Here is a 12,886-nt window from a genome sequence, read left to right on the forward strand (position 1 = left end):
GTCGTTTGGGATAGGGTGATGCTGCCGCACAGCGCGGTCGGAGGGAGGATCAGTGGCGAGTCTGGAGGCGAAACGGAAGCAGATCGGCGAGGAGTGGCTGAGCTACCGCCTCTGCATCACGGCGGAGGAAGCCTTTCCGGAGTACGAGCGCCACTTCCTCTCGGCTCGTGAGGAGATCGTCGCGAGCTTCCGCATCTTCGACCCCTCCACCCGCCTGCGCTCGCCCGAGGGCCGCGCGATCGGCGAGACGTGGCGCGACCTGATCGAGCACGTCCTCCGCAGCGGCGTGGAGATCACCCTCTACATCACCGACTTCGACGCCATCGCAGCGTCGAGCCTGCACCAGTGCACATGGCGGTCGATCCGCGAGCTGAGCGCGGTTGCCGAGCTGGCGGGACCGGATGCCGCGCGCCTGCGACTCGTCGCGGCGGCGCATCCGGCTCGGGTCGGTCTCCTCCCGACCCTCGTGCTCTACCCCCGGCTCGTGCGCGAGCTGCAGCGGCGCGCCAGGGAGCTCGCGCGGCTGAGCCCCGAGCTACTGCGGACGGCCCTGCGGGACATGCCCTGCCTCGCCCCCTACATCCGCCAGACGGACAAGGGACCGCGGCCCGCCTACGGTTTTCCGCGCCTGATCCCGGCGTCGCACCACCAGAAGGTCGCCGTCTTCGACCGCAAGCGGATCACGCTCGGCGGCCTCGATCTCAACGAGCGGCGGTGGGACACCAAGGAACACCGCCAGCCGGCGGACGAGACCTGGCACGACGTCCAGATCTTCCTCGACGATCCGGGGCGCGCCCGCGCCGCCGTCGAGCACATCCTGTCGCTGCAGCGGGTCACGGGCGGGATGATGGCGCCGCCGCGCACGCCAGGCCTCCTGCGGACACTCTCGCGGCGGCGGCGCACCGGCTTCTTCCTGTCGCCGCACCGGCTGGTGCGCGAGATCAGCATGGCCCACCGGCGGCGGATCGCGACGTCGCGCAAGCTCATCTACATCGAGACCCAGTTCCTGCGCGACCTCAGGACGGCGCAGCGCCTCGCCCGCGCCGCGCGCAAGAACCCCGATCTGAACCTCATCCTGATCATTCCCGCCGCGCCCGATGACCTCGCCTTCAACAAGCTGCGGCGCGCCGACGTGCGACTGGGCGAGTTCCTCCAGGCGCGCTGCCTCAGGATGCTGCGAAGCGCCTACGGGTCACGCGTGTTCATAGGCGCGCCAGTGCAGCCGCGGCGTTACTTCAGCGAGGGGCGCGACGCGCTCTGGGGCGGCCCGATCATCTATGTCCACTCCAAGGTCTCGGTGTTCGACGACGACGCGGCAATCGTCTCGTCGGCCAATCTCAACGGGCGCAGCCTCTACTGGGACACCGAGCTGGGGCTGGAGCTGACGCGCCCCGCCGACGTGCGGCACCTCAGGCGGCGCTGCTTCGAGCACTGGCTGCCGGAGGGCTCCGGCCCCGAGTTCTACGACGCGGAGACGGCGCTCGAAAGCTGGCGCCGGCTGGCGGTCGACAACCTCTACAAGCCGCCGGAGGAGCGTCGCGGCTTCGTCCTGCCCTACGACCCGACGCCGGCGGACCGCTTCGGCCGCGACCTGCCCGCCGTTCCCGACGAGATCGTCTGAGGCGGAAGGGCGGCTCGGCTCCGGAACCCGCTTGTGGCGGCGGCGTTGGCCACGGACCATGAGCCGCCTCAGCGACAGCGTCCCGCGCGACCGCTTCCTCCCCTTGCCGAACGGCCGGAACGACAGCGGCAAGGCGCGCCGCGTCGGGGTCGAGATCGAGTTCGCCGGTCTCACCGAACGCGACGTCGGGGCACTGGTCCAGCGCCAGCTCGGCGGAGAGGTGGCCGACGCCGGACCCTTCGAGGTGATCGTGAGCGGTACTGCGCTGGGCGAGATCCGCTGCTTCCTCGACACCGCCTTCCGCAAGGGGCGCGGCAAAGGCCTTGGCCATCTGGGACTTGAGTTCGGGCGCGAGGTGATCCCGGTCGAGCTGACCACCGAGCCCCTGCCGGCCACCCGGCTCCCCGAACTCGACGCCCTGCGTGAGGCCCTGCGTGACGCCGGCGCGATCGGCAGCCGGCGCGGGCCGCTCCTCAGCTTCGGGATGCACCTCAACGTCGAGGTCGCCTCGGAGCGGGTCGAAAGCGTGCGGCCCGTGCTGACCGCCTTTGCGCTCATTGAGGACTGGCTGCGGCTGGCTGACCCGATGAACGCCTCCCGGCGGCTGATGCCCTTCACCGATGCCTATCCGCGCCGCTTCGTGCGCGAGCTCCTGGCGCTGCCGCCCGGCGCGGAGATGGACGCGCTGGTCGCGCTCTACCTGCGGCTGACGCCGTCGCGGAACCGGGCGCTCGACATGCTGCCGCTCTTCCGCCATCTCCGGCCCGCGCAGGTGGCGTCGGCGGCGCACAATCTCGCCGCGGTCGCGCCGCGCCCCGCTTGGCACTACCGCCTTCCCGACAGCCGGGTGGACGAGGCGGACTGGACCATCGCCTACGAGTGGAACCGCTGGGTCATGGTCGAGCGGGTGGCCGCGCGACCCGACCTGCTCGCGCACCTCGCCGACGAATGGGCGCGGCACGACACGCCCGCCGCGCGCCACGCCTGGTGCGAGCAGGTCGACGCGATCCTGACCGAAGCCCTGCCCGAGCCTGGGCGATGAGGCGGCACGCGACGCGCCCGGTGATCGGCGTCACCACCTCGCGCCGCTCCGGCTGGCGGATCTTTCCGCTGGTCCGGTTCAACGTGTGGCTCGCCGGCGGGCGCGCGGTGCGCTGGGTCGCGGGGCGCGACGCCGACATGGCGCAGGTCGACGGCATCATCATCGGCGGCGGCGACGACATCTCGCCCGACCTCTACGGCGGCCGGATCGTTACCTCCGCCCGGCTCGACCCCGACCGCGACGCGCTGGAGCGGCGGCTCGTCTGCGAGGCGTTCGACCAGAACAAGCCGATCCTCGGGATCTGCCGCGGCAGCCAGATGATGAACGTGGCCCTCGGCGGCTCGCTGCACCAGGACGCCTACGGCGTCTACACCGCCTCTCGGCGCTACTGGACAATCCTGCCGCGCAAGACCGTATGCCTCGAGCCCGGCACCCGGCTGATCGGGCTGACAGGCGGCAAGCCGATGAAGATCAACGCCCTGCACAGCCAGGCGGTCGACCGGCTGGGGCGCGGGATGCGCGTCGCCGCGCGCGACACGGGCGGCATGATCCAGGCGGTGGAGCGCGAGCGTGACCCCTTCGCGCTGGGCGTGCAGTGGCACCCCGAGCACCTGTTCTACGCACGGCGCCAGCGCGCTATCTTCGCCGGGCTCGTCGCCGCGGCGGCGGCGGCGCACGAGCATCGCTCGCAGGTCGGCGCGGTGTCACGCGCGGCGGACAATCTCGCCGCCGGCCGCGCGGTGCTCGACTAGACCTCAGGCAGCGCTCCGAGGCGCGCCCGGTCGAGGTCGAGCACCGTGTATTCTCCCTCTTCGGGCATGTGGTGCAGCGCGCTCCACGGCACCCGCCGCCCGTTGACCAGGAAAGCGTTGATGGTCAGCGTCTGCGGGTCGATCGCCAGGTCGTCGAGCCGGCCGAGCAGGCCGTCCTCGCCGAACACCTCGCCGCCGATCCGGCGTGTCGCCCGCTCGAGCCGGTTCATCCGCGGATCGGCCGGCTCCGGCGGCGTCGGCTCTTCAGCCTCTCCACCTGCATCTGCGTAGGCCGCGTACATCAGGAGCGGCGAGGTCGTGTATCCGAACGGCCCGGTGATGATCGGCGGCCAGGCTTCCAGCGCCAGCGGCGGCCGCTCCGGCTCGTGCCGCCACACCGGCGCGCTCTCGATCTCGTCGGCGTCGACCGCCACCTCCCACGTCGCCTCGTCATCGGCGGGCGGCGAGAACCGACCGATCGCGACGAGGATCTCCTTGCGCTTGAACACCGACCCGGTGGCGAGCGCGACGTAGCGCAGATGCCCGGTCCTCTCGTGAAAGAAGATTTCGGTCACGCGCATCGCGTCGCCGTTCGACTTCGCCACCGCCTTGCGGCCCAAGAGGTTCTTGATCGTGATCATCGCCGCTCCCTTGCCGGTGGGAAACCCGGGCGCCGGCCCGCAGGTTCCTGCGCCGCCCCGCGCGACCGGGCAGGAGCGCCACGTTACCAACCCCTCTGCGCGCGGCAAGCCGGTCGCCCCCGATCCCTTCGCGAGAAGCGCGCCTGCTATTGCCTTTCCCGCGGCTGTTCCTTAGAGGCAGCCGCGGGACACCCCTCCCCAACGAGGGGCGAATATCTGTAAGGATACCATGACGAACCCGACGAAACCGGCCGCGCGGCCGGGCAATCCGCGCTTTTCCTCCGGCCCCTGCGCCAAGCCCCCCACCTTCACGCTCGACTCTCTCTCGGATGCGCCGCTCGGCCGCTCGCACCGCGCCGGCGTCGGCAAGGCGAAGCTGAAGCAGGCGATCGACGAGACGCGCGCGGTGCTTGGCGTGCCGGACGACTATCGCATCGGCATCGTTCCCGCCTCGGACACCGGCGCGGTCGAGATGGCGATGTGGTCGCTCCTCGGCCAGCGCCCGGTCGAGATGCTGGCGTGGGAGAGCTTCGGCGCGGGCTGGATCACCGACGCCGTCAAGCAGCTCAAGCTCGACGCGACGGTGCGCGAGGCGGACTACGGGCAGATCGTCGACCTCGCCGAGGTCGACTGGAACGCCGACGTCGTCTTCACCTGGAACGGCACGACCTCCGGCGTGCGCGTGCCGAACGGCGACGCGATCCCGGCCGACCGCCAGGGCCTCACGATCTGCGACGCCACCAGCGCGGCCTTCGCGCAGGAGCTGCCCTGGGACAAGCTCGATGTCGTCACCTTCTCCTGGCAAAAGGTGCTGGGCGGCGAGGCGGCCCACGGGATGCTGATCCTGAGCCCCCGCGCGGTCGAGCGGCTGGAGAGCTACACGCCCGCCTGGCCGCTGCCCAAGATCTTCCGCCTGACCAAGGGCGGCAAGCTTATCGAAGGCATCTTCAGGGGCGAGACGATCAACACGCCGTCGATGCTCTGCGTCGAAGACTACCTGCAGGCGCTCGCCTGGGCCCGCTCGGTCGGCGGCCTCGAGGGGCTGATCGCCCGCGCCGATGCCAACACCGCCGTCATCGACCGGTTCGTGCAGTACCACGACTGGATCGACTTCCTCGCCGAGGACGCGGCGATCCGCTCGAACACCTCGGTCTGCCTCAAGTTCACCGACGCGCGCATCGCCGACGGCGCGGCCTTCGCCAAGGCGGTCGCGAAGCGGCTCGAGGCCGAGGGCGTCGCCTATGACGTCGGTGCCTATCGCGACGCGCCGCCGGGCCTTCGCATCTGGTGCGGCGCCACGGTCGAGACGAGCGATCTCGAGGCGCTGATGCCGTGGCTCGAATGGGCGTTCGAGGCCGAGCTCGAGGCCTTGTCCAAGGCCGCCTGAACGGCCCCAGGTCTTGCAAGAACTTGCAAGACCGTCCCCGAAATCTTGCAAGTATTTACAAGAACAGGAGTGCGCGACATGGCGCCCAGGGTTCTCGTCTCGGACAAGCTCTCCGAGACCGCCGTGCAGATCTTCCGCGACCGCGGCATCGACGTGACGTTCGACCCAAGCATCGGGAAGGACAAGGAAAAGCTGCTCGAGGTGATCGGCGATTATGACGGCCTCGCGATCCGCTCGGCCACCAAGGTGACCGAGAAGGTGCTGGAAAAGGCAAGCAATCTCAAGGTGATCGGCCGCGCCGGCATCGGCGTCGACAACGTCGACATCGCGGCGGCCTCGAAGCGCGGCGTGATCGTGATGAACACCCCCTTCGGCAACTCGATCACCACCGCCGAGCACGCCATCGCGATGATGTTCGCCGTGGCGCGCCAGATCCCTGCCGCGAACGCCTCAACCCACGAGGGACGTTGGGAAAAATCGCGCTTCATGGGGGTGGAGCTGACCGGAAAGACGCTCGGTGTCATCGGCGCCGGCAACATCGGCGGCATCGTCTGCGAACGCGCCGTCGGCCTCCACATGAAGGTTATCGCCTACGACCCGTTCCTCAGCGAGGAGCGCGCAGCGCATCTGGGCGTGACCAAGGTGGAGCTCGACGAGCTGCTGAAGCGCAGCGATTTCATCACCTTGCACGTCCCGCTGACCGACCGGACGCGGAACATACTGTCGAGGGAGAATATTGCGAAGCTGAAGAAGGGCGCCCGGATCGTGAACTGCGCCCGCGGCGGCCTCGTCGACGAGGCGGCGCTGGCCGAGGCGCTGAGGGAGGGCCGCGTGGCAGGCGCCGCCTTCGACGTCTTCGCCGAGGAGCCGGCGACGGCCAGCCCCTTGTTCGGGCTGGACAATGTCGTCGTTACTCCGCATCTCGGCGCGGCGACGACCGAGGCGCAGGAGAATGTGGCGCTGCAGGTGGCCGAGCAGATGTCGGACTATCTGCTGACGGGCGCGGTCTCGAACGCGCTCAACATGCCGTCCGTCACCGCCGAGGAGGCGAAGGTGATGGGACCGTGGGTCAAGCTCGCCCAGCACCTTGGCGCCTTCGTCGGCCAGCTGACCGAGGAGCCGATCGAGGAGATCAACCTCACCTACGACGGTGTCGCGGCCGAGATGAACACCGCCGCGCTGAACGCGGCGGCGATCGCGGGGATCATGAAGGCGCAGAACCCCGAGGTGAACATGGTCTCGGCTCCGGTGATGGCGAAGGAGCGGGGAGTCGAGATCTCGACGACCACGCAGGACCAGACCGGCGTCTTCGAGGGCTACATCAAGCTGACGGTCAAGACGCCCGAGCGCGAGCGCTCGATCGCGGGCACCGTCTTTTCGGATGGCAAGCCGCGCTTCATCCAGATCAAGGGCGTCAACATCGATGCCGAGATCGGCGAGCACATGCTCTACACGACCAACTGGGACGTGCCGGGCATCATCGGCACGCTGGGTGCGACGCTGGGCGACAACGGCGTCAACATCGCCAACTTCACGCTGGGCCGAACCGAAAAGGGGCACAACGCCATCGCGTTGCTCTATGTCGACGACCGGGTGCCGGAGTCGGTGCTGGACAAGCTGCGGGCGACGGGCAAGTTCCAGCAGGTGCGGCCGCTGCAGTTCGACGTGGTCTGACGCCTGCCGAGCGGAGACGCCGCCCTGTCGGGGCGGCGTCGCATCTTCACTGGAGCGGCGCCATTCGGCGCCGCGGCGCGCCTCCGGCGCAGAGGCGCATGAACGACGTGAGGAGGCCAGGTGACCATCTACGCAATTCCCGACGTGCACGGACACCTCGACAAGCTCGAGCGCGCGCACGCGCTCATCGCGGCGGATCGGGTTCGGGAAGGCGCATCGAAGGCGCCGGTGGTGCATCTGGGAGACCTCAACGACCGCGGTCCCGACACCCGCGGCGTGATCGACCGGCTGGTCGGTGGCATCGGCGCGGGCGAGCCTTGGATCGTGCTCATGGGCAACCACGACCGGATGTTCCGAAACTTCCTGCGTGCGGAACGCCTCGGTGATGCGGGGCGCGACGACGACGCGTACTGGCTGCATCCCGCCCTGGGTGGAGTCGAGACGCTCGCGAGCTATGGCGTGCGCGCGCGGGGGCGGCGGCTGGCGGAGGTGAAGCGGGACGCGGCGGCGGCGGTGCCCGAGGCGCACCGGGTCTTTCTCGAGGCGCGGCCGCTCTGGCACGTGACGGAAGAGCTGGTCTTCGTCCATGCCGGAATCCGCCCGGGGGTGCCGCTCGAGGCGCAGACCGAGGAGGATCTCGTCTGGATCCGCGAGCCGTTTCTTTATGACCTGCACGACCACGGGCGGCTGGTCGTCCATGGCCACACGCCGGTGCGGGAGCCGGAGCATCACGGCAACCGTGTCGCGCTGGATGCGGGTGCCGCGTTCGGCGGTCCGCTGGTGGCAGCCGTCTTCGAAGGACGGCAGTGCTGGCTGCTCGGCCCGCGCGGTCGCGAGCCGCTGCGGCCCTTCTGAGGCCTCAGGGCTTCGTGGCGCGATGGGCGAGCGCCAGCGCCTCGGCAATCGCGGCGTCGTCGCCGATGTGGTTCATCAGGATGAGCACGAGCGCGGCGTTGAAGGCGTGGCTCTCGGCCTCGCTCAACCCGGAATGCGCCGCGAGCAGGCGGGCGTAGGTCTCGTCCGGGTCGGCGAAATTCGGTTCCGTGACAAGTTTCATGCGCGGCCCCACATGCGGTCGATCTCGTGGCTGACGGCGGCGGCGTCGGCCGTGGTCCAGCGGGCGCCCACCACCTGGTCGGGGCGGATCAGGCAGAGCGCGCCCGGCGCATTGCCGAGATAACGCTGCCGGAGGTGGTCGTTCAGTGCCGGCGCCAGGATGCGGACGCCGTCGATGCGCGGCGCTTCACGACCCAAGGCCAGGAGCACCGGGTCGGGCCCGAGCTGCCGCATGAGCCAGCCGCCCTCGAGCGGCGCATCGGGCGCGACCGAGCCTGGGCGCGAGGTGGCAGGCAGCGCCGGGTCGTCGGGCGCGTCGAGCGGATAGGTGCAGGGGCGGCTGAGGCGGCCGGAGTTGGCCAGCGCGCGGGCAAATGGCGCCTCGGCGGCGAGGGCGAGGGTGCTGTCGCGGTATAGCCTCTCGACGCCGTCGGCGGGAGTCATGAAGCGGGTGGTGCGGGTAGAATTGCGGATGTTCTCGTCGGCGCCGAAGGTCCGTTCGGCATCGTAGGCGGAGAGCACGCGCTCCGACGCCCGGCCCGCGAGCAGGGCAGCGAGACGCCAGCCCAGCGCGTCGACGTCCTGCAGCCCGCCGTTGCCGCCGCGGGCGCCGAACGGGCTGACGACGTGGGCGCTGTCGCCGACGAAGATCACAGGCCCGTGGACGAAGCGATCGAGCCGGCGGCACTGGAAGCTGTAGACGCTGACCCAGTCGAGGCGGAAGTCGCGGTGGCCGACCATCCGCTCGATGCGCGGTATCACCCGCTCGGGCGCGCGTTCGGCCTCGGGATCGGCGTCCCAGCCGAGCTGGAGGTCGATGCGCCAGATGTTGTCGGGCTGCTTGTGCAGAAGCGCCGACTGGCCCGGATGAAATGGCGGCTCGAACCAGAATCGCCGCTCGGGCGGAAAGTCGGCCTTCATCTCGATGTCGGCGATCAGAAAGCGCTCCTCGAAGAGCTCGCCTGCGAATTCGAGCCTCATGATCGTGCGGATGGCCGACCGCGCGCCGTCGCAGGCGAGCACGTATCGCGCCTGCAGTGTATAGCTGCCCTCGGGGGTCTGGACGTACAGCTCCGGCAGTGCCGGCCGGATCGCCGCAACGCGGTTCAGCGGCCGAAAGTCGATGAGCGGGTTCGCCAGCACCGCCTCGGTCAGGTACTCCTCGACGTGGTATTGCTGGAGGTTGACGAAGGCGGGCATCTCGTGACCGTCCTCGGGCAGAAGGTCGAAGGCAAAGATCTCGCGGTCGCGGTGGAAGGTCCGGCCGACGTGCCACGTCACGCCCTTCTCCACGCAGCGGTGGCCGACGCCAAGGCGCGCGAGGATCTCGAGCGAACGCTTCGACCAGCAGATCGCCCGGCTGCCGATGCTGACCCTGTCGTTGTCGTCGAGCAGAACCGAGCCCTGGCCGTGGTTGGCGAGGTCCAGAGCCATGGCGAGCCCGACAGGCCCGGCGCCGACGATGACGACGTCGTGGCACGGCTCGGGTGCATCGAGGCCTGGGGCGCGGCGGTAGGGCAGGCGGCGGTGCTCGTAGGCCATGCGGCACCATCAGACGCGTGCCCCTGCCGCGCAAGGCGCTCGTGCGGGGCTCGGGGAACGGGCGCGGGCGCCGGCGGTTCTGTCGGCGACGCAGCAAAGCGGAGGGATCCGATGTCGCACGTGACCGAGCCGGAAAAGGCGCCGCCGCCCCCATCACGTTTCGATTGGCTGCTGACACTGTTGATGGGGCTGGTGCTGATCCTCGGCGGCTTCATGGCCCTGGCCAACCCGTTCGCCGCGACACTGACGGTAACTGTGGTGGCGTCGGCGGCGTTCGTCGTCGCTGGCGCAATGCAGCTCTGGCTTGCGTTCCGAGGGGGCGAGACGGGCGCGCGGGCGGTGGCTGCTGCGCTAGGCGTGCTGCTGATCCTCTTCGCCGTGTCGCTCGTCGCGCAGCCGTTTGCAGGGATCCTGTCGCTGACGATCCTGGTGGCGGCGTTCTTCCTTGCCGCGGGCCTCGTGCGGATCTGGCTGGCGTCCCGGCGGAGGGAGAGTTCGGGCTGGGGCTGGCTGCTGGCGTCGGGCCTCGTCTCGGCGGCGCTCGGCCTCATCATCTTCTTTGCCCTGCCGGAAGGATCGCTGGTGCTGCTCGGGATCTTCCTCGGCGTGGAGCTTCTGGCGTCGGGCGCGGCGGCCGTTGCGCTGGCCCTTGCCGCACGGAGTGGCTGAGCGCGGGCGGTTGCCATCGCGGTCATGGCGTCCTTAAGTGGCCTCAACGGGTGCGGCGGTCACGTGCCGCCGTCAGGAATGAGGGAGGCGACATGCGGACACGGGCAGCGGTGGCGCTGGAGGCAGGCAAGCCTCTCGAGGTGATGGACGTCAACCTGGAGGGACCGCGCGCGGGCGAGGTCCTGGTCGAGATCAAGGCGACCGGAATCTGCCACACGGACGAGTTCACGCGCTCCGGCGCCGACCCGGAGGGCCTCTTCCCGTCCATCCTCGGTCACGAGGGCGCGGGCGTCGTGCTTGAGGTCGGCGAGGGCGTGACGACGGTCGCCCCGGGCGACCACGTGATCCCGCTCTACACGCCGGAATGCCGGCAGTGCCCCTCGTGCCTCAGCCAGAAGACCAATCTCTGCACCGCGATCCGCGGCACGCAGGGGCAGGGCCTCATGCCCGACGGGAGCTCGCGCTTCTCCACGCTCGATGGGGAGATGCTGCATCATTACATGGGCTGTTCGACCTTCTCGAACCACACGGTCCTGCCGGAGATCGCGGTGGCGAAGGTCCACCCCGACGCGCCCTTCGACAAGATCTGCTACATCGGCTGCGGCGTGACGACCGGCATCGGCGCGGTCATCAACACGGCGAAGGTGGAGGTCGGCTCGACGGCGGTGGTCTTCGGCCTCGGCGGCATCGGACTCAACGTGATCCAGGGCCTGCGTCTGGCGGGCGCGGACATGATCGTCGGCGTCGACATCAACGAGGACAAGAAGGCTTGGGGCGAGCGCTTCGGCATGACCCACTTCGTCAACGCGGCCGAGGTCGGCGACCAGATCGTGCCGCACATCGTAGACATGACGAAGCGTCGGGGCGACCTGATCGGCGGCGCGGACTACACGTTCGACTGCACCGGCAACGTGCAGGTGATGCGCAACGCGCTGGAATGCGCACACCGCGGCTGGGGCGTTTCCGTGGTCATCGGGGTGGCACCGGCGGGCGCGGAAATCGCGACGCGGCCGTTCCAGCTTGTCACCGGGCGAACGTGGAAGGGGACGGCCTTCGGCGGGGCGAGGGGCCGGACCGACGTGCCGAAGATCGTCGACTGGTACATGCAGGGCAAGATCGAGATCGACCCCATGATCACCCACACGCTGTCGCTGGGTGACATCAACGAGGGCTTCGACCTGATGCGCGAGGGCGAGTCGATACGCTCCGTCGTCGTCTACTGATCGGACGGCCTTTGGTCCCGCAGCCGCTGCGGTGGTCAGGCCTGCAACTGCTCCCACATCTCGCGATCGCGGGCGGCGGTCCAGATGCGCGGCGTCTCGATGCCACGCGCCTCGTCGTAAGCGCGGGCGACGTTGAAGGGCAGGCAGTGCTCGTAGATCGCGTAGTCTGAGAATTTCGGGTCGCAGGCGGCGCGGACGGCCTCCCACGCTTCCTTGAGGCTGCCGCCGCGGGCGGCGACGCGGGCGGCGGCGCGGTAGGTGCTCTCGACGAAGTCGCGGGTGTTGGCAAGCGCGACGGCGACCTTCTCGCGCGTGTCGAGCGCATCGCCGCGGCCGGGCGCGATCGCCGCCGGGTCGAAGGCCGCGATGTTGTCGAGCGTCTCGCCCCAGTCGCCGAAATGCCCGTCGCCGCAATAGCAGGCGGAGTGATATTCGACGATGTCACCGGTGAACATCACCTCGGAATCGGGCACCCAGACCACCGCGTCGCCGGCGGTGTGGGCGCGGCCGAGCTGCATGATGTCGACCCGGCGATTCCCGAGCCAGACGCTCATCGAACCTGAGAAGGTGGTCGTGGGCCAGGTCAGGCCCGGGATCTCATCATGCCCCTGGAAGAGGCGGGGAAAGCGGGCGAACTCGCTCTCCCAATCCTCCTGTCCGCGCTCGGCGACCTGCGCGCGGGCGGTCCCGGACATGACGATCTCGCGGGCGCCGTAGACCGAGGCGCCGAGGACGCGGACCGCGTGGTAGTGGCTCAGGACGAGGTGTGTGATCGGCTTGTCGGTGACGCGCCGGATCTCTTCGATCACCTTGCGGGCCAGGCGGGGGGTTGCCTGCGCCTCGACCACCATCACGGCGTCGTCGCCGATGATGACGCCCGAGTTCGGGTCGCCCTCGGCGGTGAAGGCCCAGAGCCCGGGCCCGATCTCGGTGAAGCTGGACCGCTTCTCGGCGAGGTCGCCGGCGCTGGCGAAGGTCTTGCTCATCTGACGCTCCTTCGATGACGAGGACCGCCTGAGATTGCGCAGCGATCCGCTCGGCTCGCGCCGTTGTTGCCACGAGCGGCGCGGAGGGAAAAGGTCGCTATGAGTCCGGCTGCTCCGGCGCAAGGCCGCCACGGGATCGGGAAGGAGTGGTGAGCCCGACAGGATTCGAACCTGTGACCCACTGATTAAAAGTCAGTTGCTCTACCAACTGAGCTACGGGCCCACTCGGAGCGGGGTGCTAGCGTCACGTCCGTGTGGCGTCAAGACGAAAGGGCGGCGCACGTGTGGACAGG

Annotated in this window: 12 protein-coding genes and 1 tRNA gene; 8 read left to right on the plus strand and 5 right to left on the minus strand. The window is 69.6% G+C overall.

Annotation, left to right across the window (positions count from 1 at the left end; all coding sequences use genetic code 11):
- The first annotated feature begins 52 nt into the window (after positions 1-52).
- From JM664_RS03115 to JM664_RS03125, 3 genes are read left to right on the plus strand one after another with little or no spacing between them, the layout of a single operon-like run.
- Positions 53-1,621, plus strand: coding sequence for a phospholipase D-like domain-containing protein (locus JM664_RS03115; protein ID WP_227418442.1), 1,569 nt, complete (start codon positions 53-55; stop codon positions 1,619-1,621).
- A gap of 58 nt (positions 1,622-1,679) precedes the next feature.
- The gene (locus JM664_RS03120; protein ID WP_227418443.1) at positions 1,680-2,663 is read left to right on the plus strand and encodes an amidoligase family protein; all 984 of its coding nucleotides are present in this window, start codon (positions 1,680-1,682) and stop codon (positions 2,661-2,663) included.
- Positions 2,660-3,415, plus strand: a complete 756-nt coding sequence (locus JM664_RS03125) for a gamma-glutamyl-gamma-aminobutyrate hydrolase family protein (RefSeq protein ID WP_227418444.1) — start codon at positions 2,660-2,662, stop codon at positions 3,413-3,415. The genes JM664_RS03120 and JM664_RS03125 overlap by 4 nt, the downstream gene beginning before the upstream one ends.
- Here the strand turns inward: JM664_RS03125 and JM664_RS03130 are convergent.
- Positions 3,412-4,056 carry a PRC-barrel domain-containing protein gene (locus tag JM664_RS03130; protein ID WP_227418445.1) on the minus strand — a complete coding sequence of 215 codons (645 nt, stop codon included), beginning with the start codon at positions 4,054-4,056 and terminating at the stop codon, positions 3,412-3,414. The two genes, JM664_RS03125 and JM664_RS03130, sit on opposite strands and share 4 nt — an antisense overlap.
- Before the next feature lie 229 nt (positions 4,057-4,285).
- Here JM664_RS03130 and JM664_RS03135 point away from each other — a divergent pair, with 229 nt between their 5' ends.
- The 3 genes from JM664_RS03135 to JM664_RS03145 all read left to right on the plus strand — a co-directional run bounded on the left by JM664_RS03135 (position 4,286) and on the right by JM664_RS03145 (position 7,972).
- Entirely contained in the window at positions 4,286-5,443 is a 1,158-nt protein-coding gene (locus tag JM664_RS03135; RefSeq protein WP_227418446.1) for a phosphoserine transaminase, read from the plus strand.
- A 78-nt stretch (positions 5,444-5,521) separates the two neighbouring features.
- Entirely contained in the window at positions 5,522-7,117 is a 1,596-nt protein-coding gene (gene serA / locus JM664_RS03140) for a phosphoglycerate dehydrogenase (RefSeq protein ID WP_227418447.1), read from the plus strand.
- Between the two features lie 120 nt (positions 7,118-7,237).
- The gene (locus JM664_RS03145; RefSeq protein WP_227418448.1) at positions 7,238-7,972 is read left to right on the plus strand and encodes a metallophosphoesterase; all 735 of its coding nucleotides are present in this window, start codon (positions 7,238-7,240) and stop codon (positions 7,970-7,972) included.
- A gap of 4 nt (positions 7,973-7,976) precedes the next feature.
- On the opposite strand, the gene JM664_RS03150 is transcribed toward JM664_RS03145, so the two are convergent.
- Positions 7,977-8,174: a DUF2783 domain-containing protein gene (locus JM664_RS03150; protein WP_227418449.1), complete on the minus strand. Its 198-nt coding sequence runs from the start codon at positions 8,172-8,174 to the stop codon at positions 7,977-7,979.
- Positions 8,171-9,715 (minus strand): FAD-dependent oxidoreductase, encoded by a 1,545-nt coding sequence (locus JM664_RS03155; protein ID WP_227418450.1) that lies wholly within the window; start codon positions 9,713-9,715, stop codon positions 8,171-8,173. Before JM664_RS03155 ends, JM664_RS03150 begins: the two co-directional genes overlap by 4 nt.
- A 111-nt stretch (positions 9,716-9,826) precedes the next feature.
- Here JM664_RS03155 and JM664_RS03160 point away from each other — a divergent pair, with 111 nt between their 5' ends.
- Together JM664_RS03160 and JM664_RS03165 are read left to right on the plus strand one after the other, a co-directional pair.
- Entirely contained in the window at positions 9,827-10,384 is a 558-nt protein-coding gene (locus JM664_RS03160) for an HdeD family acid-resistance protein (protein WP_227418451.1), read from the plus strand.
- A gap of 92 nt (positions 10,385-10,476) precedes the next feature.
- Positions 10,477-11,607 (plus strand): S-(hydroxymethyl)glutathione dehydrogenase/class III alcohol dehydrogenase, encoded by a 1,131-nt coding sequence (locus JM664_RS03165; protein ID WP_227418452.1) that lies wholly within the window; start codon positions 10,477-10,479, stop codon positions 11,605-11,607.
- A gap of 35 nt (positions 11,608-11,642) precedes the next feature.
- Here JM664_RS03165 and JM664_RS03170 read toward each other — a convergent pair whose 3' ends face one another.
- On the minus strand, positions 11,643-12,593 hold the full coding sequence (locus JM664_RS03170; RefSeq protein WP_227418453.1) for an MBL fold metallo-hydrolase: 951 nt from the start codon (positions 12,591-12,593) through the stop codon (positions 11,643-11,645).
- 147 nt (positions 12,594-12,740) lie between these two features.
- Positions 12,741-12,816 (minus strand) — tRNA-Lys (locus JM664_RS03175).
- Positions 12,817-12,886: the final 70 nt, after the last annotated feature.

Origin of the sequence: Roseitranquillus sediminis, from assembly GCF_016918935.1 — a bacterium.
GTDB classification, from domain to species: Bacteria; Pseudomonadota; Alphaproteobacteria; order Rhodobacterales; family Rhodobacteraceae; genus Roseitranquillus; species Roseitranquillus sediminis.